18 protein-coding genes are annotated in these 21,311 nt (G+C 65.0%); 9 read left to right on the top strand and 9 right to left on the bottom strand.

Annotated elements, in window-relative coordinates; genetic code table 11:
* Nucleotides 1–32 precede the first annotated feature (32 nt).
* Nucleotides 33–1,706 (top strand): GMC family oxidoreductase, encoded by a 1,674-nt coding sequence (locus SFA35_RS00630; protein ID WP_320574086.1) that lies wholly within the window; start codon nt 33–35, stop codon nt 1,704–1,706.
* A gap of 120 nt (nt 1,707–1,826) precedes the next feature.
* A complete protein-coding gene (locus tag SFA35_RS00625) occupies nt 1,827–3,449 on the top strand; it encodes an MFS transporter (protein WP_320574084.1) in 1,623 nt (540 codons plus the stop codon).
* A gap of 187 nt (nt 3,450–3,636) precedes the next feature.
* On the opposite strand, the gene SFA35_RS00620 is transcribed toward SFA35_RS00625, so the two are convergent.
* From SFA35_RS00620 to glyQ, 4 genes are read right to left on the bottom strand one after another with little or no spacing between them, the layout of a single operon-like run.
* Entirely contained in the window at nt 3,637–4,407 is a 771-nt protein-coding gene (locus tag SFA35_RS00620; RefSeq protein WP_320579232.1) for a lysophospholipid acyltransferase family protein, read from the bottom strand.
* A gap of 30 nt (nt 4,408–4,437) precedes the next feature.
* Nucleotides 4,438–4,971 (bottom strand): D-glycero-beta-D-manno-heptose 1,7-bisphosphate 7-phosphatase, encoded by a 534-nt coding sequence (gene gmhB, locus SFA35_RS00615; RefSeq protein ID WP_320574082.1) that lies wholly within the window; start codon nt 4,969–4,971, stop codon nt 4,438–4,440.
* A 3-nt stretch (nt 4,972–4,974) separates the two neighbouring features.
* The gene (glyS, locus tag SFA35_RS00610; protein ID WP_320574080.1) at nt 4,975–7,029 is read right to left on the bottom strand and encodes a glycine--tRNA ligase subunit beta; all 2,055 of its coding nucleotides are present in this window, start codon (nt 7,027–7,029) and stop codon (nt 4,975–4,977) included.
* Nucleotides 7,026–7,973: a glycine--tRNA ligase subunit alpha gene (glyQ, locus tag SFA35_RS00605; RefSeq protein WP_320574078.1), complete on the bottom strand. Its 948-nt coding sequence runs from the start codon at nt 7,971–7,973 to the stop codon at nt 7,026–7,028. Before glyQ ends, glyS begins: the two co-directional genes overlap by 4 nt.
* A gap of 82 nt (nt 7,974–8,055) precedes the next feature.
* Here glyQ and SFA35_RS00600 point away from each other — a divergent pair, with 82 nt between their 5' ends.
* Both SFA35_RS00600 and SFA35_RS00595 read left to right on the top strand, forming a co-directional pair.
* The gene (locus tag SFA35_RS00600; RefSeq protein WP_320574076.1) at nt 8,056–8,607 is read left to right on the top strand and encodes a DNA-3-methyladenine glycosylase I; all 552 of its coding nucleotides are present in this window, start codon (nt 8,056–8,058) and stop codon (nt 8,605–8,607) included.
* Between the two features lie 39 nt (nt 8,608–8,646).
* Complete coding sequence (locus SFA35_RS00595) at nt 8,647–9,534, top strand: lysophospholipid acyltransferase (RefSeq protein ID WP_320574074.1); 888 nt, start codon at nt 8,647–8,649, stop codon at nt 9,532–9,534.
* Between the two features lie 109 nt (nt 9,535–9,643).
* Here SFA35_RS00595 and SFA35_RS00590 read toward each other — a convergent pair whose 3' ends face one another.
* Nucleotides 9,644–10,690 carry a LacI family DNA-binding transcriptional regulator gene (locus SFA35_RS00590; RefSeq protein WP_320574072.1) on the bottom strand — a complete coding sequence of 349 codons (1,047 nt, stop codon included), beginning with the start codon at nt 10,688–10,690 and terminating at the stop codon, nt 9,644–9,646.
* A 238-nt stretch (nt 10,691–10,928) separates the two neighbouring features.
* On the opposite strand from SFA35_RS00590, the gene SFA35_RS00585 reads away from it, so the two are divergent.
* Both SFA35_RS00585 and SFA35_RS00580 read left to right on the top strand, forming a co-directional pair.
* Nucleotides 10,929–13,163 (top strand): TonB-dependent receptor, encoded by a 2,235-nt coding sequence (locus tag SFA35_RS00585; protein WP_414058447.1) that lies wholly within the window; start codon nt 10,929–10,931, stop codon nt 13,161–13,163.
* Complete coding sequence (locus tag SFA35_RS00580; RefSeq protein ID WP_320574070.1) at nt 13,163–14,473, top strand: LLM class flavin-dependent oxidoreductase; 1,311 nt, start codon at nt 13,163–13,165, stop codon at nt 14,471–14,473. The genes SFA35_RS00585 and SFA35_RS00580 overlap by 1 nt, the downstream gene beginning before the upstream one ends.
* A 33-nt stretch (nt 14,474–14,506) precedes the next feature.
* Here SFA35_RS00580 and rsmB read toward each other — a convergent pair whose 3' ends face one another.
* From rsmB to def, 3 genes are all read right to left on the bottom strand, one after another.
* Nucleotides 14,507–15,817 (bottom strand): 16S rRNA (cytosine(967)-C(5))-methyltransferase RsmB, encoded by a 1,311-nt coding sequence (gene rsmB, locus SFA35_RS00575; protein ID WP_320574067.1) that lies wholly within the window; start codon nt 15,815–15,817, stop codon nt 14,507–14,509.
* Nucleotides 15,814–16,746 (bottom strand): methionyl-tRNA formyltransferase, encoded by a 933-nt coding sequence (fmt, locus tag SFA35_RS00570; RefSeq protein ID WP_320574066.1) that lies wholly within the window; start codon nt 16,744–16,746, stop codon nt 15,814–15,816. Before fmt ends, rsmB begins: the two co-directional genes overlap by 4 nt.
* 71 nt (nt 16,747–16,817) lie before the next feature.
* Nucleotides 16,818–17,321, bottom strand: a complete 504-nt coding sequence (def, locus tag SFA35_RS00565) for a peptide deformylase (protein ID WP_320574064.1) — start codon at nt 17,319–17,321, stop codon at nt 16,818–16,820.
* 129 nt (nt 17,322–17,450) lie between these two features.
* Here def and SFA35_RS00560 point away from each other — a divergent pair, with 129 nt between their 5' ends.
* The 3 genes from SFA35_RS00560 to SFA35_RS00550 all read left to right on the top strand — a co-directional run bounded on the left by SFA35_RS00560 (nt 17,451) and on the right by SFA35_RS00550 (nt 20,291).
* Nucleotides 17,451–18,479, top strand: coding sequence for a LysM domain-containing protein (locus SFA35_RS00560; RefSeq protein ID WP_320574062.1), 1,029 nt, complete (start codon nt 17,451–17,453; stop codon nt 18,477–18,479).
* Nucleotides 18,480–18,592: 113 nt separating this feature from the next.
* Nucleotides 18,593–19,693 (top strand): DNA-processing protein DprA, encoded by a 1,101-nt coding sequence (dprA, locus tag SFA35_RS00555; RefSeq protein ID WP_320574061.1) that lies wholly within the window; start codon nt 18,593–18,595, stop codon nt 19,691–19,693.
* Between the two features lie 43 nt (nt 19,694–19,736).
* Nucleotides 19,737–20,291: an L-threonylcarbamoyladenylate synthase gene (locus tag SFA35_RS00550; protein WP_320574059.1), complete on the top strand. Its 555-nt coding sequence runs from the start codon at nt 19,737–19,739 to the stop codon at nt 20,289–20,291.
* On the opposite strand, the gene SFA35_RS00545 is transcribed toward SFA35_RS00550, so the two are convergent.
* On the bottom strand, nt 20,288–21,262 hold the full coding sequence (locus tag SFA35_RS00545; RefSeq protein ID WP_320574057.1) for an NADPH:quinone reductase: 975 nt from the start codon (nt 21,260–21,262) through the stop codon (nt 20,288–20,290). The genes SFA35_RS00550 and SFA35_RS00545 overlap by 4 nt on opposite strands.
* Nucleotides 21,263–21,311 lie beyond the last annotated feature (49 nt).

Below are 21,311 nucleotides of genomic sequence, written 5' to 3'. Positions count from 1 at the left end.
GACAAAAATAATAAATAGACGCGAGGTGCTCCATGTCCTCCGCTCAACCCTGCGAATCCTCTCCCTACGACTACGTCATCGTCGGTGCCGGGCCCGCCGGCTGCCTGCTGGCCAACCGCCTGTCCACGGACCCCGCTGTACGCGTGCTGTTGCTCGAAGCCGGTGGCCGCGACAACTATGCCTGGATTCACATCCCGGTCGGTTACCTCTACTGCATCGGCAACCCCCGCACCGACTGGTGCTTCAAGACTGAATCACAACCCGCCCTGCAAGGCCGCAGCCTCAACTACCCGCGCGGCAAGGTGCTGGGCGGCTGCTCGTCGATCAATGGCATGATCTATATGCGCGGCCAGGCTGCCGACTACGACGGTTGGGAAGCCATGGGCAACCCTGGCTGGGGTTGGAAGCAGGTACTGCCGATGTTCAAGCGTAGCCAGCTGCACTTTTCCGGCAACGGCGAGGTGCACGGAGGCGATGGCGAATGGCGGGTCGAGTTGCAGCGGTATCGCTGGCCGATCCTCGACGCCTTTCGTGACGCTGCGGCGCAGAGTGGCATCGCCTCGGTGGATGACTTCAACGGCGGCGACAACGAAGGCTGCGGCTACTTTCAGGTCAACCAGCGTGCCGGAGTGCGCTGGAACTCGGCCAAGGCGTTTCTCAAGCCGGTGCTGCATCGCGCCAACCTCACCGTGCTCACCGATGTGCGGGTCGACCGGGTGCTGTTGCAGAACAAGCGCGCGGTGGCGGTCAAGGGTCGTTGGCAGGGCCAGGAGCGGGAATTCCAGGCACACCGGGAGATCATTCTGTGCGCTGGGGCCATTGGTTCGCCGAGTATCCTTCAGCGCAGCGGCATAGGCCCAAGGCCCCTGCTGGAGCGCCTTGGGATCACCGTCGAGCACGAGCTGGCGGGGGTCGGAGGCAATTTGCAGGACCACCTGCAGCTGCGGCTGATCTATCAGGTCACCAATACGCGCACCTTGAATGTCGTCGCCAACAGCCTGTGGGGCAAGTTCGGCATGGGCGTGCGCTACCTCTATGATCGCAGCGGACCTTTGGCAATGGCGCCCAGCCAACTGGGAGCGTTCGTCAGGTCCGAGCCGGAGCAGGCCAGCGCCAATCTCGAATACCATGTGCAGCCGCTGTCCCTGGACAAGTTCGGCGAGCCTCTGCACCGCTTTCCGGCCTTCACCGCCTCGGTGTGCAACCTGCGTCCGCGCAGCCGCGGACGTGTGGACATCCGCTCGGCAGATCCTGACCAGCCGCCCATCATCGACCCCAACTACCTGAGCGATCCGGAGGACCTGCGCATCGCTGCACAGTCGATCCGTATCACCCGCAAGATTCTTTCCGCTCCAGCCCTGCAGCAGTTCTCGCCCGTGGAGTATCTGCCGGGGGACGCCATGCAAACCGAAGAGCAGCTGCGCGAAGCCGCCGGGCGTATCGGTACCACGATCTTCCACCCGGTAGGCACCTGCCGCATGGGCAGCGATGGGCTGGCGGTGGTGGACGCGCGGCTGCGGGTGCACGGTATCGACGGCCTGCGCGTGGCAGACGCCTCGATCATGCCCACCATCACCTCGGGCAACACCTGTTCGCCGACCTTGATGATTGGCGAGATGGCCGCGCAGTTCATTCGTGACAGCCTGGCGCCGGCGTCGAGCAGGGAGCAGGCACCGGCCCGCGAGCCGGCCCTGCCCGCAGCCTGAGGAGACGTCAGGGCGCAGGACAGGACAGAGCAAGCAAGGGGCCGTGCAGGCAGTCAGGCACGGCCGACAGTGGAACAACAACAATAATCACTGTGCCCGCAGGGCCCAAGGACTACAGCGATGACCGACGTGATCCATCCGCACTCCCCTGTTACCCTGGGGTCTTCCGCCAAGGAAGACCGCAAGATCATCTTCGCGTCATCCCTCGGGACGGTGTTCGAGTGGTATGACTTTTTCTTGTACGGCGCCTTGGCTGCCGTGATCAGCAAGCAGTTCTTCGCTGGGGTCAACGACACCACGGCGTTTATCTTCGCGCTGATGGCCTTTGCCGCAGGCTTTCTGGTGCGCCCGTTCGGCGCGCTGGTATTCGGCCGGCTGGGCGACATGATCGGCCGCAAATACACCTTCCTCATGACCATCGTGCTGATGGGGCTGTCCACCTTCGGCGTTGGGCTACTGCCAACCTATGCCAGCATCGGCCTCGCAGCGCCGGTGATCCTTATCTGCCTGCGCATGCTGCAGGGCCTGGCACTCGGTGGTGAGTACGGCGGCGCGGCCACCTACGTGGCTGAACATGCGCCAGCGGACAAGCGTGGCGCCCATACCGGCTGGATTCAGTCCACCGCAACCCTGGGGCTGCTGCTGTCGCTGCTGGTGGTGTTGGCCACGCGCTATTTGACCGGTGATCAGTTCGAAGTCTGGGGTTGGCGCATTCCATTTCTGTTGTCGATCGTGCTGCTGGCGATCTCCACCTGGATTCGCATGAGCCTGCACGAGTCGCCGTCCTTCGTGAAGATGAAGGCCCAGGGCAAGGTCAGCAAGTCGCCGATCCGCGAGTCGTTTGGCAACTGGGAAAACCTCAAGATCGTGCTGATTGCGCTGTTCAGCATCAATGGTGGCCAGGCGGTGACCTTCTATACCGCGCAGTTCTACGTGCTGTTCTTCCTCACCCAGATCCTCAAGATGGACCCGGCTCAGGCCAATACCTTGCTGATCATCAGCGTGGTGCTCGGCGCGCCGTTCTTCGTGTTCTTCGGCTGGTTGTCCGATCGCATTGGCCGCAAGCCGATCATCATGGCCGGGCTGCTGCTGGCCACGGTGTTCTACTTTCCGCTGTTCAAGGCGCTGAGCCACTACGCCAACCCGCAGATCTCCCAGGCCAGCAGCCAGGCGCCCGTTGTGGTGATGGCCGATCCCAAGGCCTGCACCTTCCAGTTCGACCCGGTAGGCAAAGCCAAATTCGACAGCCCCTGCGACAAGGTCAAGACCCTGCTGGTCAAGCAGGGCGTCCCTTACAGCTCGGCCTCCCAGGTCGCTGGTAGCGATGTGGTGGTCAGCGTCGGTGAGACGAAGATTACCGGCTACGACGAGTCGGCACTGCGCGCAGCCGTGGCTCAGGCGGGCTACCCGACCAAGGCTGACCCGGCGAGCGTCAACCAGCCGATGGTGGTCGCGGTGATCTTCGCCCTGATCCTTATTGCCACCATGACCTATGGTCCACTGGCGGCGGTGATGGTCGAGCTGTTCCCGACCCGCATCCGCTACACCTCGATGTCGCTGCCTTACCACATTGGCAACGGCTGGTTTGGCGGTTTCCTGCCGACGGTGTCGTTCGCACTGGTGGTGTATACCGGCGATATCTTCTATGGGCTCTGGTACCCGGTGCTGGTCACCGGGGGCAGCCTGATCGTCGGGCTGCTGTGCCTGAAGGAAACCCGTCAGGTGGATCTGGACACGGTGTGAAGCGGAGCCAGGAAGATTATGCGGACAACAAAAACCGGCGCCTGAAAGCGCCGGTTTTTTGTGAACCTGAAAAACTTATGCACGTTTTAAAGGTGCTCAAAACAAAAAAAATTCTCTTTGTTAATCATATATTTACGGAGGTATTCAAGAAGCGTCAGGAAAAACAATACACAAGTTATCCACAGAATCAGGCCACGCTTTCGGTGTCGACATGTGCCGTTACAGGTAGTGAGCCCATGCTGCGCTGCATGTCCTCGTTCCACTTGGCGTAGCGGTCGTTCAGAGCGGCGATAGCGCGTGGCCCGCTTCCCTCGGCATACATCGGCTCGCCGATGATGACCTCAATCACCCCTGCCCGTTTGCCCCAGCCTTCCTTGGGCCAGTACTTGCCGGCGTTGTGGGCGATCGGCAGCACCGGCAGTTCGGCATTCACCGCCAGCGCCGAGCCGCTGCGGGTGAACTTGCCGATCTGGCCGAAGGGCACGCGGGTGCCTTCGGGAAAGATCAGCACCCAGACGCCGTCCTTGAGCAGCCGGTCGCCCTTGGCAGCCACTTCCTTCAACGCAGCCTTGGGGTTGTCGCGATCAATGGCGATAGGCCGCAGCATGGCCATGGCCCAGCCGAAGAACGGCACGTACAGCAGTTCTTTCTTCAGTACCTGGCTCAGCGGCTGGAAGTACGCCGAGAGGAAAAAGGTCTCCCACGTGCTCTGGTGGTTGGACAGGATCACGCAAGGCTGACTGGGCACATGTTCGGCGCCGGTGATCTTGACCTGAATGTTGAGGATGTGGCGGGTCAGCCACAGCGCGCAGCGGCACCAGTAGACGTTGATGAACCGATAGCGCGCTGGAAAGCTGAGAAAGGGCGCGATAAAAAAGCTCAGGGTGCACCAGAGCAAGGAGCTGGTGCCCAGGAGCAGGTAAAAGAAAAAAATCCTGAGGGCCTGCAGGGTCGACATAGTGGCTTTTACCATGACGGACAGAACGTCCTAATTGTGGATAAGTTCTCTGGCGATGGCTGCCAGGTCCTCGAAAATCAATGTACCGGCGGGCAGAGTCTTGCCCAGGGTACGCGGGCCCTTTCCGGTTTTTACCAGAACGGGCTGACAGTCGACGGCCACGGCGGCCTCCAGGTCACCCAGACTATCGCCGACAAACCATACACCCGCCAATCCGCAGGCGTAATGCCGGGCGATGGTCTGCAGCATTCCCGGCTTGGGTTTGCGGCAGTCGCAGGCGGCATCCGGGCCATGCGGGCAGTAGACGATCAGGCCGACCTCGCCGCCCTCGGCCGCCACCAGCGCGCGCAGGCGTTGGTGCATGGCGTCAAGGGTGGCCAGGTCGTAGTAACCGCGGGCAATGCCGGACTGGTTGGTGGCCACGGCCACCGTCCAGCCAGCACGGCTCAACGCTGCGATAGCGGCGACCGAGCCGGGGATGGGAATCCATTCCTGCACCGACTTGATGTAGGCGTCGGAGTCTTCGTTGATGACCCCGTCGCGGTCCAGTATCAGCAGCTTCAAGGCTTACCCCAGCAACGAGATGTCGGCGACGCCGAGGAACAGGCCGCGCAGGCGCGCCAGCAGCGCGTAGCGGTTGGCGCGCACCTTGGCGTCCTCGGCATTGACCATCACCGCCTCGAAGAAGGCATCGACCGGCTCGCGCAAGGCAGCCAGGCGGGCCAGGGTCTCGGCGTAACGGCGTTCGGCAGCCAGCGGCTGCACGGCCTGGTCGGCCTGCTGGATCGCCGAATACAGCGAGAACTCGTTGGCGTTGTCGAAGTACTTCGGCTCCACGGTGTGTGCCACCTGGCCATCGGCCTTGCTCAGCAGGTTCGACACGCGCTTGTTCACCGCGGCCAGGGCCGAAGCTTCAGGCAGCCTGCGGAAGGCCTGCACGGCCTGCACGCGCTGGTCGAAGTCGAGCGCCGAGCCCGGCTTGAGGGCGCGCACCGAGAGGTAGGTGGCGACGTCGGTGCCCTCGTCTTCGTAACGGGCGCGCAGGCGGTCGAAGATGAACTCCAGCACCTGGTCGGCCAGGCCTGGAGCCTTGACCTGGGTGCCGAACTCGGACACAGCGAAGGCCACGGCCTGGGTCAGGTCGAGGTCCAGGCCCTTCTCGATCAGAATCCGCAGTACACCCAGTGCCGCGCGGCGCAGGGCATAGGGGTCACGGCTGCCGGTCGGCAGCATGCCGATACCGAAGATCCCGACCAGGGTGTCGAGCTTGTCGGCGATGGCCACTGCCGCGCCGGTCAGCGAGGTCGGCAGTTCGGCGCCGGCGCCGCGCGGCATGTACTGCTCGTTGAGGGCCAGGGCGACGTCTTGGGCCTCACCGTCGTTGACTGCGTAGTAGTAGCCGGCCACGCCTTGCATCTCGGGGAACTCGCCGACCATCTCGGTGGCCAGGTCGCACTTGGACAGCAGGCCGGCACGCGCCGCACGCTGGGCGTCGCCGCCGATGCGCGGGGCGATGAACGCGGCCAGGCGCGAAACGCGCACGGCCTTGTCGTAGACGCTGCCGAGTTTTTCCTGGAACACCACGTTCTTCAGGCGCTCGTTGAAGCTTTCCAGTGGCTGCTTCTTGTCCTGCTTGAAGAAGAATTCGGCGTCGGTCAGGCGTGGGCGCACGACTTTCTCGTTGCCCTGGACGATCTGGCTGGGGTCCTTGCTCTCGACGTTGGCCACAGTGATGAAGCGCGGCAGCAGCTTGCCCTCGGCGTCCAGCAGGCAGAAATACTTCTGGTTGTCCTGCATGGTGGTGATCAGCGCTTCCTGCGGCACTTCCAGAAAACGTTCCTCGAACGAGCACACCAGCGGCACCGGCCACTCGACCAGCGCGGTCACTTCGTCGAGCAGGTTGGCCGGCACGATCGCGGTGCCTTCCTGTTGCAGCGCAAGCTCCGCGATGCGCTTGCTGATCAGCAGCCGGCGCTCCTCGAAGTCGGCCAGCACGTAGGCCTTGCGCAGGTCTTCCTGATAGTTGGCTGGCGAGCTGATGCGCACCGCTTCCGGGTGGTGGAAGCGGTGACCGCGCGATTCACGGCCGGCGTTCTGGGCGAGGATGGTGCAGTCGACCACCTGATCGCCCAGCAGCATGACCAGCCATTGGGTCGGGCGCACGAACTCGACCTTGCGCGAGCCCCAGCGCATGCGCTTGGGGATCGGCAGGTCGTTGAGCGAATCCTCGACGATGGTCGGCAGCAGGCTGGCGGTCGGCTTGCCCTTGATGCTCTGGCTGTAGCGCAGCTTGGGGCCGCTCTGGTCGATCTCGCTGAGGTCAACCCCGCACTTCTTGGCAAAGCCGAGGGCGGCCTGGGTCGGTTTGCCTTCGGCATCGAACGCGGCCTGTACTGGCGGGCCGTCGAGGTTGATGCTGCGGTCCGGCTGCTGGGTGTCCAGCGAGGTGATCAGCACGGCCAGGCGGCGTGGCGCGGCAAAGTAGCGCTTGGTGGTGAAGTTCAGGCCGGCGGCCTGCAGGCCTTTTTCAATGCCGGCCAGGAAGGCTTCGCCGAGGCTGTTCAGCGCCTTGGGAGGCAGCTCTTCGGTGCCCAGTTCAACCAGGAAATCTTGCGCACTCATTGTGCCGCCTCCAGCTTGGCCAACACTTCATCACGCAGATCAGGGGCCGCCATTGGGAAGCCCAGCTTGGCGCGGGCCTGTAGATAACTTTGTGCGACGGCGCGCGCCAGGGCGCGCACGCGCAGGATGTACTGCTGGCGCGCGGTCACCGAGATGGCCCGGCGGGCGTCCAGCAGGTTGAAGGTGTGCGAAGCCTTGAGGACCATTTCATAGGTCGGCAGCGGCAGCTCCAGCTCGATCAGGCGGTTGGCTTCGCTTTCGTAGAAATCGAACAGCTCGAACAGCTTGTCGACGTTGGCGTGTTCGAAGTTGTAGGTCGACTGCTCCACCTCGTTCTGGTGGAACACGTCACCGTAGGTGACCTTGCCGAACGGGCCGTCGGTCCAGACCAGGTCGTACACCGAGTCCACGCCCTGCAGGTACATGGCCAGGCGCTCCAGGCCGTAGGTGATCTCGCCGGTGACCGGGTAGCACTCGATACCGCCGACCTGCTGGAAGTAGGTGAATTGCGTCACTTCCATGCCGTTGAGCCATATCTCCCAACCCAGGCCCCAGGCGCCCAGGGTAGGCGATTCCCAGTTGTCTTCGACGAAGCGGATGTCGTGGACCAGCGGGTCCAGGCCGATGCGCTTGAGCGAGCCCAGGTACAGCTCCTGGAAGTTTTCCGGGTTGGGCTTGAGCACCACTTGAAACTGATAGTAATGCTGCAGACGGTTGGGGTTCTCGCCGTAGCGGCCGTCAGCCGGACGACGGCTGGGCTGCACGTAGGCGGCGTTCCAGGTTTCCGGGCCGACGGCGCGCAGGAAAGTAGCGGTGTGGAAAGTGCCGGCGCCTACTTCCATATCGTAGGGCTGAAGTACCACGCAACCTTGCTCGGCCCAGTATTGCTGCAGGGCGAGGATCAAGTCTTGGAAGGTACGCACGGCTGGCGTAGGCTGGCTCACGAAATTCACCTGTATCTGGGGCTGCGAATATAAAGAGCGGGAGTATACCGCGATTCCGCGGCGCCTCTACCCATGGAGCCCTATGCCTCGCTGCTTTTGGTGCACTCAAGACCCCCTCTACCAGGACTACCACGACAAGGAATGGGGCGTGCCGCTGCGCGAGGCGGACGCGTTGTTCGAGTTGCTTGTGCTCGAAGGGTTCCAGGCCGGTTTGTCGTGGTTCACCATCCTCAGGAAACGCGAGCGCTATCGCCAAGTGCTGTTCGCTTTCGACCCGCAGGCGCTGGCGGCGATGAGCGATGAGTATCTCGAACAGCTCATGCAGGACCCTGGCATTGTGCGCAACCGCCTCAAACTCAACGCTGCGCGGCGCAACGCTCAGGCCTGGCTCAAGCTCGACGACCCGGTGGGTTTTCTCTGGTCGTTCGTGGGCGGGCAACCCAAGGTCAACGACTTTGCCGATCGCAGCCAGGTGCCTGCCGTCACCGCCGAGGCCCAGGCCATGAGCAAGGCGTTGCAGAAGGCCGGCTTCACCTTCGTCGGGCCGACCATCTGCTACGCCTTCATGCAGGCCTCGGGCATGGTCATGGACCACACTCGCGACTGCGATCGCTATGCTGCATTGCGGCCGTGACGGTTACAATGGCCGGCTTGGGCCAACAAGGAATTCTCTGTGGATAAGTTCAAAGGCGCGCTGATGGTCGGCGCATTGCGGTTGTTCGCCCTGCTGCCCTGGCGGGCCGTGCAAGGGGTGGGCGGCGCCATCGGCTGGCTGATGTGGAAGCTGCCGAACCGTTCCCGGGAGATCGTTCGGATCAACCTCGGCAAGTGCTTTCCGGAGCTGGACGAAGCGGCGCTGCAACGCCTCACCGGGCAATCGCTGATGGACATTGGTCGCTCGTTCACCGAGAGCGCCTGTGCGTGGATCTGGCCGGCCCAGCGCTCCCTCGACCTGGTGCGCGAGGTGCAGGGCCTGGAAGTGCTGCACCAGGCACTGGCCTCGGGCAAGGGTGTGGTCGGCATCACCAGCCACCTGGGCAACTGGGAAGTGCTCAATCACTTCTATTGCAACCAGTGCAAACCGATCATCTTCTACCGCCCACCCAAGCTCAAGGCAGTCGACGACCTGTTGCGCAAGCAGCGCGTGCAGCTGGGCAACCGGGTGGCCGCATCGACCAAGGAAGGCATCCTCAGCATCATCAAGGAAGTGCGCAAGGGCGGCCAGGTGGGCATCCCCGCCGACCCCGAGCCGGCAGAATCGGCCGGGGTCTTCGTGCCCTTCCTCGGCACCACCGCACTGACCAGCAAGTTCGTGCCCAACATGCTTGCCGGCGGCAAGGCCGTGGGCGTGTTCCTGCATGCCCTGCGCCTGCCCGACGGCTCAGGCTACCGAGTCATCCTCGAAGCGGCCCCCGAAGCCATGTACAGCACCGACACCGCCACCTCGGTCGCCGCCATGAGCGGCGTGATCGAACGTTACGTGCGAGCCTATCCGAGCCAGTACATGTGGAGCATGAAGCGCTTCAAGAAACGGCCCGAGGGTGAGAAGCGCTGGTATTGAGGTTTTGTAATTCAATCCATATTGAACATGTCGTCAGGTGCCAGGAAGATCAAACCGGCCTGACGGCCTCTCGGGGTCTTCGCCCCCTCCCACGGTGTGAACTGTGCCCTCAGCCACTCTCCCGCACCCGCAATTCACACTGCAACAGATTCAAGCGCTGCACCTCCCCCTCTATGTGCACCACTCCCAGGCTCTCCAGCACCCTCAGCGCTGCCAACTCGCCGATCTCCCGGGCCGGCGGTTTGAAGGTGCTCAGGCTCGGCAGGAGCATTTGCGCGAAGGGAAAGTCGCCGAACCCCAGCACCGCGCAGTCCTCGGGGATCCGCAGCCCGGCCCGTTGCCCGGCCAGCAGGCCGCCGGCGGCCAGGTTGTCGTTGGCGAAGATGATCGCCTGGGGCGGCTCGGCGCTGTTCATCAGCCAGTGCATTGCCGCCTTGCCCGCCTCGAACGGGGCCAGGCTGGCGTCCGGGGTGTACACCTGGGGCGCCAGGCCGAGCTCGGCGAGAACCGCGCGATAGCCGTCGCAGCGCTCCACGGCGCTGAGGTCACCCGGGGCGCTGTTGAGCACGTAGGCGATGCGGCGATGGCCTCTGTCGAGCAGATACCGAGCGCTCTGCATACCGACCTGATGATGCGAGAAACCGATCTGGATCGGCTCGCGCTCGGGTTGGTAATCCCAGGTTTCGATCAATGGGATATCCGCCTGGGCGAGCATTTTCTCGGTGGCCGCGCTGTGGAAGCGGCTGGTGACTACCAGGGCTGCCGGCGACCAGCCCAGGAAGGCGCGCACGGCGCTCTCTTCCTTGGCCGTATCGAAATAGCTGGAGGCCAGCAAGGTCTGGTAGCCATATTCGCCGAGGGTGTCGCTGAAGGCCTGCAAGGTGTGGGCGAAGATCGGCCCGGAGATGTTCGGCACCACCATGCCGACGATGCGCCCCCGCGCCGAGGCCAGGCCGCCAGCCACCAGGTTGGGCACATAGCCCAGTTCGGCCACTGCGGCAGCAATTTTCTGCCGATGCTCGGGTGATACCTGATCGGGCTGGTTGAAATATCGGGAGATCATCATGGTCGACACGCCGACGTGGGCGGCCACTGCCGTCAGGGTGGTGCGCCCGGCCGAGCGGCGTTTGCGCGGGGGTGCTTTGCTGCTGCTCAAGGGCAAGACTCCTGAAGGCTTGGCGACTGGTGATAAAAGATATAACCAGCAAATTTTTGAGTATTTGACGATCTATGCACGGCTTGATGATACTTGCAGTGTTAGCGCTAACGAAAGCCCTCGAAGCAGTGTTTCATCAGCTACTCGCATGAGCGAATGCCCCGACACTCCGCGCAACGATCCGCTGCAAAGGTCGCAGAAGCCTGGCAGCTCCGGCATTCACCCAACGAGCCTCGACATGCATTCCATCATCGCCAGCTTCCTGCTCCCGACTCGCCCCACTCGCCTGGCCCAGGCGGTCGCAGCTGCCTGTGCCCTGAGCGGCGCCGCTGCCTATGCGGGAGATGTGCAATCCGCCGACAGCAGCGCCGCCCCGACCCTGCAGGCCGTCACCGTGACCGCCACCCGCCGTGCCGAACCCTTGCAGAAGGTGCCGGTGGCGGTCAGCGTCATCAACGGTGAGCAACTGGAGCGCGACAACCGCACCGACGTGTCGGCCATTGCCCAGCAGGTGCCGACCCTGAATTTCCGCCCCGGCGCGTCGAACAAGGACAGCTCGCTGTTCATTCGTGGTGTCGGCACCATTTCCACCTCGCCCGGCGTCGAGCCGACTGTGGCCACCGTGGTCGACGGCGTGGTCTATGGCCGCCCCGGCCAGGCCACCCTCGACCTGCTCGACCTGGAGCGCATCGAAGTGCTGCGCGGCCCGCAGGGCACGCTGTTCGGCAAGAACGCCTCGGCCGGCGTGCTCAACATCGTGACCAAGGAGCCGAGCGCCGAAACCCACGGCTACATCGACCAGTCGTGGTACACCGGCAACGAGTCGCGCACCCGCTTCGGCATCGGCGGCACCCTGGTCCCGGACACCCTCAAGGGCTCGCTGACCACGCTGTTCGGCAACTACGACGGCAACGTACACAACAAGGCCAATGGCCAGGAACTCAATGGCTACGACCGCCAGGGCGCGCGCGGCAAGCTGGAGTTCACCCCCAACAGCGACGTCAAGCTGACGTTGATCGCCGACTACATGCACAACAGCAGCGACGCGCCCAACGGCGTGGTCAGCCAGAGCCTGACCCCGGGCTTCGCCAATGCCCTGGCACCGGTGCATGCCAGCAGCGACAACCGTGATATCGAGAGTGACTACCGCACCCACGTCGACGACATCAACAAGGGCCTGTCGGCGCAGCTGGACTGGAACCTGGGCGATTACACCCTGACTTCGATCACCGCCTGGCGCGGCTGGGACAACACCCAGTGGCAGGACGGCGATCGCCTGGCCACGGTCAGCGCGGCCTTCCCCGGCACGGCCGACAAGGGCGACCTGCAATACGACCAGTACTCCCAGGAGCTGCGTCTGGCTTCGCCCAAGGGCCAGTTCCTCGAGTATGTCGGCGGCTTGTTCTACATGCATGGCAAGGACCAGGAGAGCTACCAGCGCACCCTGACCACGCCCACCTCGGCCGCCCGTGGCATCGCCGACTACAGCACCACCAGCGACAGCTACTCGGCCTTCGGCGAGACCACCCTCAACTTCACTTCGCGGCTGCGCGGCATCGTCGGCCTGCGCTGGACCCACGACAGCCTGGAATACGATCACGACCGCGTTTCCACTTCGGCGACCACGGTCAGCGGCATCCAGCCGGGCACCAGCAGCTCCGGCTCCACCGACGCCGTCGGCCGCTCCGGCCGCCTGGGCCTGCAGTACGACCTGACCGACAACGTCATGGCCTACCTGACCTATTCGCGTGGCTACAAGGGCCCGGCCTACAACGTGTTCTTCAACATGCAGCCGCGCGACACCGAAGCGCTCAAGCCGGAAACCTCCAACAACTGGGAGCTGGGCCTCAAGGCCAGCAGCCTGGACAACCGCCTGACCACCAACCTGGCGCTGTTCCACAGCGAGTACGACAACTACCAGGCCAACTTCTATGACACCGTCGCCGGGCAAGTGGTGACCCGCCTGATCAACGCCGGCACCGTCAGCACCGAAGGTGTCGAGGCCGATTACGCGCTGCAAGCCACGCGCAACCTGAAGTTCTCCGGCGCCCTGGCCTACACCCGCGCGCGCATCGATCAGTTCAACTGCCCGGCGGGCGCGGCGGCCTCCTGCGACGTCAACGGCAAGACCCTGCCGTTCAGCCCGGACTGGAAAAGCTACGTGCGGGCCGATTACGACATCCCGCTGGACAACGGCCTGGATGTAGAGCTGAGCACCGATTACAACTGGCAGAGCGAAGTGCAGTACGACATCAGCCAGAACCCCGACACCAAGCAAGGCGCCTACGGCATCTGGAACGCGAGCGTGGCCCTGGCCGACTACAGCAACGGCTGGCGCGTCGGCCTGCTGGCCAAGAACCTTACCGACAAGTCCTATTCGCCACTGCTGGCCAGCGGCACGGGCTATATCTACCGCACCGTGCCGCGTGACGATCAGCGCTATGTCGGCATCCAGCTGCGCAAGGACTTCTGATGAGCGCTCCTCGCCAACTCAAGCTGGGCGCGTTCCTCATGGCCACCGGGCATCATGTGGCGGCCTGGCGCCACCCGGACGTGCCCGCCGACGCCGGGCTGGATTTCCAGCATTACAAACACCTGGCGCAGGTGGCCGAGGCGGCCAGATTCGACGCGCTGTTCGTCGCCGACAGCGTTGCCGCAGCCACTGGCGAGCAGGCCAGTCGCATGGCCCGCTCCGATCACTTCGAGCCTTTGACCCTGCTCGCGGCGCTGAGCGCGGTGACCGACCGCATCGGCCTGATCGCCACAGCCACCACCAGCTACAACGAGCCGTACCACGTGGCGCGCAAGTTCGCCTCGCTGGACCATTTGAGCGGCGGCCGCGCCGGCTGGAATCTGGTGACCTCGGATGCCGCCGCCGAGGCCTTGAATTTCGGCCGCGAGGCCCATCTGGGGCATGCCGAACGCTACAGCCGTGCGCGGGAGTTCGAGCAGGTGGTGCGCGGCCTGTGGAACAGCTGGTCGCCCGATGCCTTCGTGCGCGACAAGGCCAGCGGGCGTTATTTCGAACCGGGCAAATGCCAGGTGCTGGATCATCACGGTGAGCACTTCCAGGTCAAGGGGCCGCTCAACGTCGCCCGGTCGCCCCAGGGGTATCCGGTGATCGTGCAGGCGGGCTCATCCGAAACAGGCCGCGAACTGGCCGCCGAAACCGCTGAAGTGGTGTTTACCGCGCAGACCTCTCTGGCCGATGCCCAAGCTTTCTACCGCGACCTGAAAAACCGTGCGGCGCGCTTGGGCCGCGCGCCCGAGGCGCTGAAGATCATGCCCGGGCTGTTCGTGGTGGTGGGCGCCAGCAGAGCCGAGGCCGAGGACAAGTTCGCCGAATTCCAGGACCTGGTGCTCCCCGAGGTGGGCATCGCCCTGTTGGGCCGCATGCTCGGCAATTTCGATCTGTCGGGTTATCCGCAGGACCAGCCGTTGCCCGAGCTGCCGCTGACCGACAGCGGCCAGCAGAGCCGGCAGCGCCTGCTGACGCAGCTGTCGCGCGAAGAGAACCTGACGCTGGCGCAATTGGGCCGGCGGATTGCCGGTGGCCGCGGGCACTTCAGCGTGATCGGCACTGCGGGCGACGTCGCCGACCAGATGCAGGCATGGTTCGAGGGTGAGGCAGCCGATGGTTTCAATATCCTGGTGCCGCATCTGCCCGGTGGGCTGGAGGATGTGGCTTACCAGGTGGTGCCCGAGCTGCAGCGCCGCGGGCTGTTTCGCCGTGAGTACGCGGGGAGCACGTTGCGCGAGCATCTGGGATTGCCGGTGCCGTAGATAGGCATCAATGCCGATTGGCAGGTATGTCAATCATCCCCGACTGGCAGCGATCTTGATCAGCTTGGCGTAATAGAACCCATCATGCCCGCCCTCCTGCGCCAGCAGCTGGCGGCCATGGGGCTGCCTGATTCCGGCGCTGGTGGCCAGATCCAGCTCGCGAGCGCCCGAGGTGCGTGCGAGAAAGGCGGCGATGACGTCTGTGTTCTCCGTCGGCAAGGTCGAGCAGGTGGCGTAGAGCAGCACGCCGCCGACTTCCAGCGTCGGCCACAGCGCATCGAGCAGTTCGCCCTGCAAGGTGGCCAGGGCCTGGATGTCGTCGGGCTGGCGAGTCAGCTTGATGTCCGGGTGGCGGCGGATCACCCCGGTGGCCGAACACGGCGCGTCGAGCAGGATCCGCGCGAACGCCTGGCCGTCCCACCAGCTGGCGGTGTCGCGCCCGTCGGCGGCGATCAGTTGCGCGTCGAGGCCCAGGCGGTCCAGGTTCTCACGCACGCGCAGCAGGCGCTTGGCTTCCAGGTCCACGGCCACCAGCTGCTTCAAAGCAGGCTCGGCTTCGAGCAGGTGGCAGGTTTTGCCGCCGGGGGCACAGCAGGCGTCCAGCACGCGCTGCCCGGGGGCCAGGTCGAGCAGGTCGGCGGCCAGTTGCGCGGCCTCGTCCTGCACGCTGATCCAGCCTTGGGCGAAGCCCGGCAGTTCACGCACATCCATCGCCTGCTCGAGCACGATACCGTCGCGGCTGTAGACCGTCGCAGCGCTCGCGATGCCTTGCTCGTGCAGCAGGGCAAGGTAGGCGTCACGGGAGTGGTGACGGCGGTTGACCCGCAGAATCATCGGCGGGTGGGCGTTGTTGGCCGCGCAGATGGCTTCCCACTGCTCGGGCCAGAAGGCTTTCAGGGCCTTTTGCAACCAGCGCGGGTGGGCGGTGCGCACCACTGGATCACGCTCCAGTTCGGCGAAGATCGCCTCGCTTTCACGCTGGGCTCGCCGCAGCACGGCATTGAGCAGGGCTTTGGCCCAGGGCTTCTTGAGCTTGTCGGCGCAGCCCACGGTTTCGCCGATGGCGGCGTGGGCCGGGATGCGCGTGTATAGCAGTTGATAGAGGCCCACCAGCAGCAAGGCCTCGACGTCGGCGTCCGCCGCCTTGAACGGCTTTTGCAGCAGGCGTTCGGCCAACGCCGCCAGGCGTGGCTGCCAGCGCGCGGTGCCGAAGGCGAGGTCCTGGGTCAGGCCGCGGTCGCGGCTCTCGACCTTTTCCATCTCGCGCGGCAGGGAGCTGTTCAGCGAGGCCTTGCCATTGAGGACGGCGGCCAGGGCGCGGGCGGCAGCGAGGCGAGGGTTCATTGGCCGAGCACCGTGCCGAGGGCAAACTTCTCACGTCGGCTGTTGAACAGGTCGGCGAAGCCCAGCGGCTTGCCGCCCGGCAATTGCAGGCGGGTCAGGCGCAGCGCCTGCTGGCCGCAGGCGACCAGCAGGCCGTCCTTGCTGGCGGCCAGAACGGTGCCCGGGGCACCTTGGCCTTCGGCCAGTTCGGCGCCGAGCACCTTGAGCGCTTCGCCGCCCAGCAGGCTGTGGCTGACCGGCCAGGGGAAGAACGCGCGGATCTGCCGCTCCAGCTCGACGGCCGGGCGGGTCCAGTCCAGGCGCGCTTCGTCCTTGTTCAGCTTGTGCGCATAAGTGGCCAGGCTGTCGTCCTGCACCTCACCGGGCAAGGAGCCGGCAGCCAGGCCGGCGATGGCTTGCAACACCGCCGGCGGGCCGAGCTCGGCGAGGCGGTCGTGCAGGCTGCCGCCGGTGTCGCTGGCGCTGATCGGCGTGCGGGCCTTGAGCAGCATCGGCCCGGTGTCGAGCCCTGCCTCCATGCGCATCACGGTGACGCCGCTCTCGGCGTCGCCAGCCTCCACCGCGCGCTGGATCGGCGCCGCGCCACGCCAGCGTGGCAGCAGCGAGGCATGGCTGTTGATGCAGCCCAGGCGCGGGATGTCGAGCACCGCCTGGGGCAGGATCAGGCCGTACGCCACCACCACCATCAGCTCGGGCTGCAGGGCGGCCAGTTCGGCCTGGGCCTCGGCGGCGCGCAGGGTCGGCGGTTGCAACACCGGGATGCCGGCGTCCAGGGCCAGCTGCTTGACCGGGCTGGGCATCAGTTTCTGGCCACGCCCGGCCGGGCGGTCCGGTTGGGTGTAGACGGCGATCACTTCATGCTCGCTGGCCAGCAGCGCCTTGAGGTGTTCGGCGGCAAACTCGGGCGTACCCGCAAAAACGATGCGCATGCAGTGGTCTCGCTATGAATCGCTTGGAAATAAAAAGGCTTGCCGGAGCAAGCCTTGCAAGCATGGGCCGATCAGGCCTGGCGATGAAGCTTCTCGAGCTTCTTCTTGATCCGGTCGCGCTTGAGCGTAGACAGGTAATCGACGAACAGCTTGCCGTTCAGGTGATCGCATTCGTGCTGGATGCACACCGCCAGCAGGCCTTCGGCAATCAGCTCGTAGGGCTTGCCGTCGCGGTCCAGGGCCTTGACCTTGACCTGTTGCGGGCGGTCGACGTTCTCGTAGAAGCCGGGCACCGACAGGCAGCCCTCCTGGTACTGGCCCATCTCGTCGGTCAGCGACTCGAACTCGGGGTTGATGAACACCCGCGGCTCGCTACGATCTTCGGAAAGGTCCATGACCACGATGCGCTTGTGCACGTTCACCTGGGTCGCGGCCAGGCCGATACCAGGCGCGTCGTACATGGTTTCAAACATGTCGTCGACCAACCGGCGGACCTCGTCGTCCACCACCGCAACCGGTTTGGCGAGGGTACGCAGGCGCGGATCAGGAAATTCGAGAATGTTTAAAATAGCCATATGCGTATGTACTGCACTGTGAGGTAAAGTCAAAGGTAGCGGTCGCCGCAGCGGCGCGGGGAGCGCCCTGCGTGGCGCAGAGGCATGGCGGCGTTACACGTGAGCTCACATGATAAAGGGATTCGCAGTATGAGGAAATCACTACTCGCCCTGCTGCTGCTGGCATGCGCCGGCCTGGCGCAGGCGCAAGTGCAGCTCAGGGACGGCTCGCCGCAGCGTTACACCGTGGTGCAGGGCGACACGCTGTGGGACATTGCCGGCAAATTCCTCGACCAGCCGTGGGAGTGGCCGCACATCTGGCATGCCAACCCGCAGGTGGCCAACCCCGACCTGATCTACCCCGGTGACTCGCTGGTGCTCGGCTACGGCCCTGACGGCCAGCCGCAGATCACCCTGGAACGCGGCGCCTCGCGCGGCACCATCAAGCTCTCGCCGCGTATCCGCAGCACGCCGGTGGCCAACGCCATTCCGAGCATTCCGCTGGAGTCGATCAACGCCTTTCTGCTCAACAACCGCATCATCGACCACCCCGAGGATTTCGACGCCGCGCCGTACATCGTCGCCGGCAACGCCGAGCGCGTGCTCAGCGGCCGAGGCGACGTGATCTACGCCCGTGGCCGGTTCGGCCCGCTGAACACCACCTACGGCATCTTCCGCCAGGGCAAGACCTACACCGACCCGGTCACCCACGAGTTTCTCGGCATCAACGGCGACGCCATGGGCGCCGGTGAAATCACCGCGCTGGAAGGCGACATCGCCACGGTCAACCTGCAGCGCTCGCGCGAGGAAGTGCGCCTGGGCGATCGCCTGTTCATCAGCGAGGAGCGCGCGGTCAATTCTACCTACCTGCCCAGCGCGCCGGCCTCGCCCATCAAGGGCACTATCATCGATGTGCCACGCGGTGTTACCCAGATCGGCAAGTATGACGTGGTCACCGTCGACCGTGGCCGCCGCGACGGACTGGCCGAAGGCAACGTCCTGGCGATCTACAAGACCGGCGAGACAGTGCGCGACCGAGTCACCGGCGAGCAGGTGAAAATCCCCGACGTACGCTCCGGGTTACTAATGATTTTCCGCACCTACGAAAAGCTCAGCTATGGTTTGGTGCTCAACGCCAATCGCTCCCTGGCGGTGCTCGACAAGGTGCGCAATCCCTGAGATTGCGCCGCTGAAAAGGTTAGTTGGCGAAGCAACTGCCAGGCAACTTGTCAACAGAGTTATCCACAGCTTGTTCCGCTGCCCGGGGAGCCCCATCGATCAAGGAAGATCCGATGCCCCTACCGCTCAGTCCCACCCTTGGCAGCGCCGAGCTGCAAGCCCGTCTGCGCCTGCATCAGCTGCCCGATGTCGGCCCACAACATTACCAGCGTCTGCTCCAGGCCTTCGGCAGCGCCGAGCAGGCTTGCCGTGCCTCGGCCCAGGCGTGGCGCGCAGCGGGGGTGCGCGCAGGCGCCCATGGCGGCCTGAGTGACCCCGCCATCGAGGCCCGGGTAGACGCCACGATGCGCTGGCTAGAGCATCCCGGCCAGCATTTGCTGATGCTCGACAGCCCTGCCTACCCGGCGTTGCTGGCGCAGACAGACGCCGCACCGCCGCTGCTGTTCGTGGCCGGCGACCCCGGCATTCTCGAACGGCCACAGCTGGCCATCGTCGGCAGCCGCCGCGCTTCGCGCCCGGGCATGGACACCGCCGCAGCCTTCGCCCGCAGCCTCGCCGGGGGTGGTTTCGTCGTCACCAGCGGCCTCGCTCTCGGGGTCGACGGCGCGGCGCATGCCGGCGCGCTGGCAGTCGGCGGGCTGACCGTGGGGGTGCTGGGCACCGGCCTTGAAAACTTTTATCCACAGCGCCACAAGCGCCTGGCAGAGGACATGATCGCCGGCGGCGGCGCGGTGCTTTCCGAGTTTCCGCTGCACACCCCGCCAGGGCCTTCCAACTTCCCCCGACGCAACCGCATCATCAGCGGCCTGTCGCTCGGCGTGCTGGTGGTCGAAGCCAGCCTGGCCAGCGGCTCGCTGATCACCGCGCGGCTGGCCGCCGAGCAGGGCCGCGAGGTGTACGCCATTCCCGGCTCCATCCATCATCCCGGGGCCAAGGGCTGTCACCAGCTGATCCGCGACGGCGCAGTGCTGGTCGAGAGCATCGAGCACATCATGCAGGCACTGCGCGGCTGGCAGCAGCCGTCGCTCGGCACGGCCACTGCGGCAGATGCACACCCATTGTTCGCCCTGCTGCTGGCCGCGCCACAGAGCAGCGAAGCGCTGGCGCGCGCCAGCGGTTGGGAAATCACTCGGGTGCTGAGCGAATTGACCGAACTGGAACTGCAAAGTCGTGTGGTCAACGAGGCTGGGCGTTGGTTTGCGCGGGTCACGTAAGTACACTGCGTGCATGCCCTCATGAGTATGTGGAGTGACAACGATGGTGAACAGTTGGCGAGTGCAACAAGCGGCGCGCGAGATCCGCGCGGGCGCGGTGATTGCCTACCCAACCGAGGCGGTCTGGGGGCTGGGTTGCGACCCGTGGAACGAAGAAGCGGTCGATCGCCTGCTGGCGATCAAGTCGCGGCCGGTGCACAAGGGCCTGATTCTGGTGGCCGACAACATCCGCCAGTTCGATTTCCTGTTCGAGGACTTTCCCGAGCTGTGGCTCGACCGCATGGCTGCCACCTGGCCGGGGCCCAACACCTGGCTGGTGCCCCACCAGGGTTTGTTGCCGGAGTGGGTCACTGGCGAGCACGACACCGTGGCAGTGCGGGTCAGCGACCACCCCCAGGTGCGAGAACTGTGCGCGCTGGTCGGGCCGCTGATTTCCACCTCGGCCAACCCCCAGGGCCGCCCCCCGGCGCGCTCGCGCCTGCGCATCGAACAGTACTTCCGCGGCCAGTTGGACGTGGTGCTGGGCGGTGCGCTGGGCGGGCGCAAGAGCCCGAGCGTCATTCGCGACCTGGTGACCGGGGAAGTGATCCGGCCTTAAGGCACCAACACCGTCGAGCCCACGGTCCTGCGCCCGGACAGCTCGGTGTGCGCCTTGGCCGCATCGGCCAGCGGATAACGCTGGCTGATGTCCACCACCAGCTTGCCGCTGGCGATCATCTCGAACACTTCGTCAGCCATGGCCTGCAACGCCGGCCCTACTGCGTAGGTGGCCAATGTAGGGCGGGTCACGTACAGCGAACCTTTCTGCGCGAGCACCCCGAGATTGACCCCGCTGACCGCGCCCGAGGCATTGCCGAAGCTGACCAGCAGGCCGCGCGGTTCGACGCAGTCCAGCGAGGTCTCCCAGGTGTCCTTGCCCACGCCGTCGTAGACCACCGGGCATTTCTTCCCGGCGGTCAGTTCCAGCACCCGCTGGGCGACATTCTCATGGCTGTAGTCGATGGTTTCCCAGGCGCCCAGCTGCTTGGCCCGTGCGGCCTTCTCCGGCGAACTGACCGTGCCGATCAACCGCACGCCAAGCGCGCGCGCCCACTGGCAGGCCAGCGAGCCGACCCCGCCGGCGGCGGCGTGGAACAGAATGATTTCATCGGCCTGCAACTCGTAGGTCTGGCGAAACAGGTACTGCACGGTCAGGCCCTTGAGCATCACCGCCGCCGCCTGTTCGAAGCTGACCGCCTCGGGCAGGTGCACCAGGTTGGACGCCGGCAGCACATGCAGCTGGCTGTAGGCGCCCAACGGGCCGCCGGCGTAGGCCACGCGATCACCCACCTTGAAGCCGCTGACCTCGCTGCCCACCGCGTCGACAACGCCGGCGCCCTCTGTGCCGAGCCCCGAGGGCAACGACGGCGCCGGGTACAGCCCGCTGCGGAAATAGGTGTCGATGTAGTTCAGGCCGATCGCCTCGTTACGCACGCGGACTTGCTGCGGGCCGGGTTCGGCCGGGGTGTAGTCGACGAACTCGAGCACTTCGGGGCCGCCGTTGCTGCTGAACTGGATACGCTTTGCCATCTGCACTCTCCCTGGATCCTGGCTGGAAAAAGCTCTATCGGACGCCTTT

It is taken from the genome of Pseudomonas sp. HR96 (assembly GCF_034059295.1).
In the GTDB taxonomy this organism is placed as follows: Bacteria; Pseudomonadota; Gammaproteobacteria; order Pseudomonadales; family Pseudomonadaceae; genus Aquipseudomonas.
Note: the sequence above shows the minus strand (reverse complement) of the source record. Positions and strands in the feature narration are given on the sequence as shown.

Coding starts and splice junctions, on each gene's coding strand:
- def (WP_320574064.1), bottom strand. CDS start 17,321: ATGGCTATTTTAAACATTCTCGAATTTCCTGATCCGCGCCTGCGTACC.
- dprA (WP_320574061.1), top strand. CDS start 18,593: ATGCCCCTACCGCTCAGTCCCACCCTTGGCAGCGCCGAGCTGCAAGCC.
- SFA35_RS00580 (WP_320574070.1), top strand. CDS start 13,163: ATGAGCGCTCCTCGCCAACTCAAGCTGGGCGCGTTCCTCATGGCCACC.
- SFA35_RS00585 (WP_414058447.1), top strand. CDS start 10,929: ATGCATTCCATCATCGCCAGCTTCCTGCTCCCGACTCGCCCCACTCGC.
- SFA35_RS00545 (WP_320574057.1), bottom strand. CDS start 21,262: ATGGCAAAGCGTATCCAGTTCAGCAGCAACGGCGGCCCCGAAGTGCTC.
- fmt (WP_320574066.1), bottom strand. CDS start 16,746: ATGCGCATCGTTTTTGCGGGTACGCCCGAGTTTGCCGCCGAACACCTC.
- SFA35_RS00550 (WP_320574059.1), top strand. CDS start 19,737: ATGGTGAACAGTTGGCGAGTGCAACAAGCGGCGCGCGAGATCCGCGCG.
- rsmB (WP_320574067.1), bottom strand. CDS start 15,817: ATGAACCCTCGCCTCGCTGCCGCCCGCGCCCTGGCCGCCGTCCTCAAT.
- SFA35_RS00600 (WP_320574076.1), top strand. CDS start 8,056: ATGCCTCGCTGCTTTTGGTGCACTCAAGACCCCCTCTACCAGGACTAC.
- glyS (WP_320574080.1), bottom strand. CDS start 7,029: ATGAGTGCGCAAGATTTCCTGGTTGAACTGGGCACCGAAGAGCTGCCT.
- SFA35_RS00620 (WP_320579232.1), bottom strand. CDS start 4,407: ATGTCGACCCTGCAGGCCCTCAGGATTTTTTTCTTTTACCTGCTCCTG.
- SFA35_RS00560 (WP_320574062.1), top strand. CDS start 17,451: ATGAGGAAATCACTACTCGCCCTGCTGCTGCTGGCATGCGCCGGCCTG.
- SFA35_RS00630 (WP_320574086.1), top strand. CDS start 33: ATGTCCTCCGCTCAACCCTGCGAATCCTCTCCCTACGACTACGTCATC.
- SFA35_RS00625 (WP_320574084.1), top strand. CDS start 1,827: ATGACCGACGTGATCCATCCGCACTCCCCTGTTACCCTGGGGTCTTCC.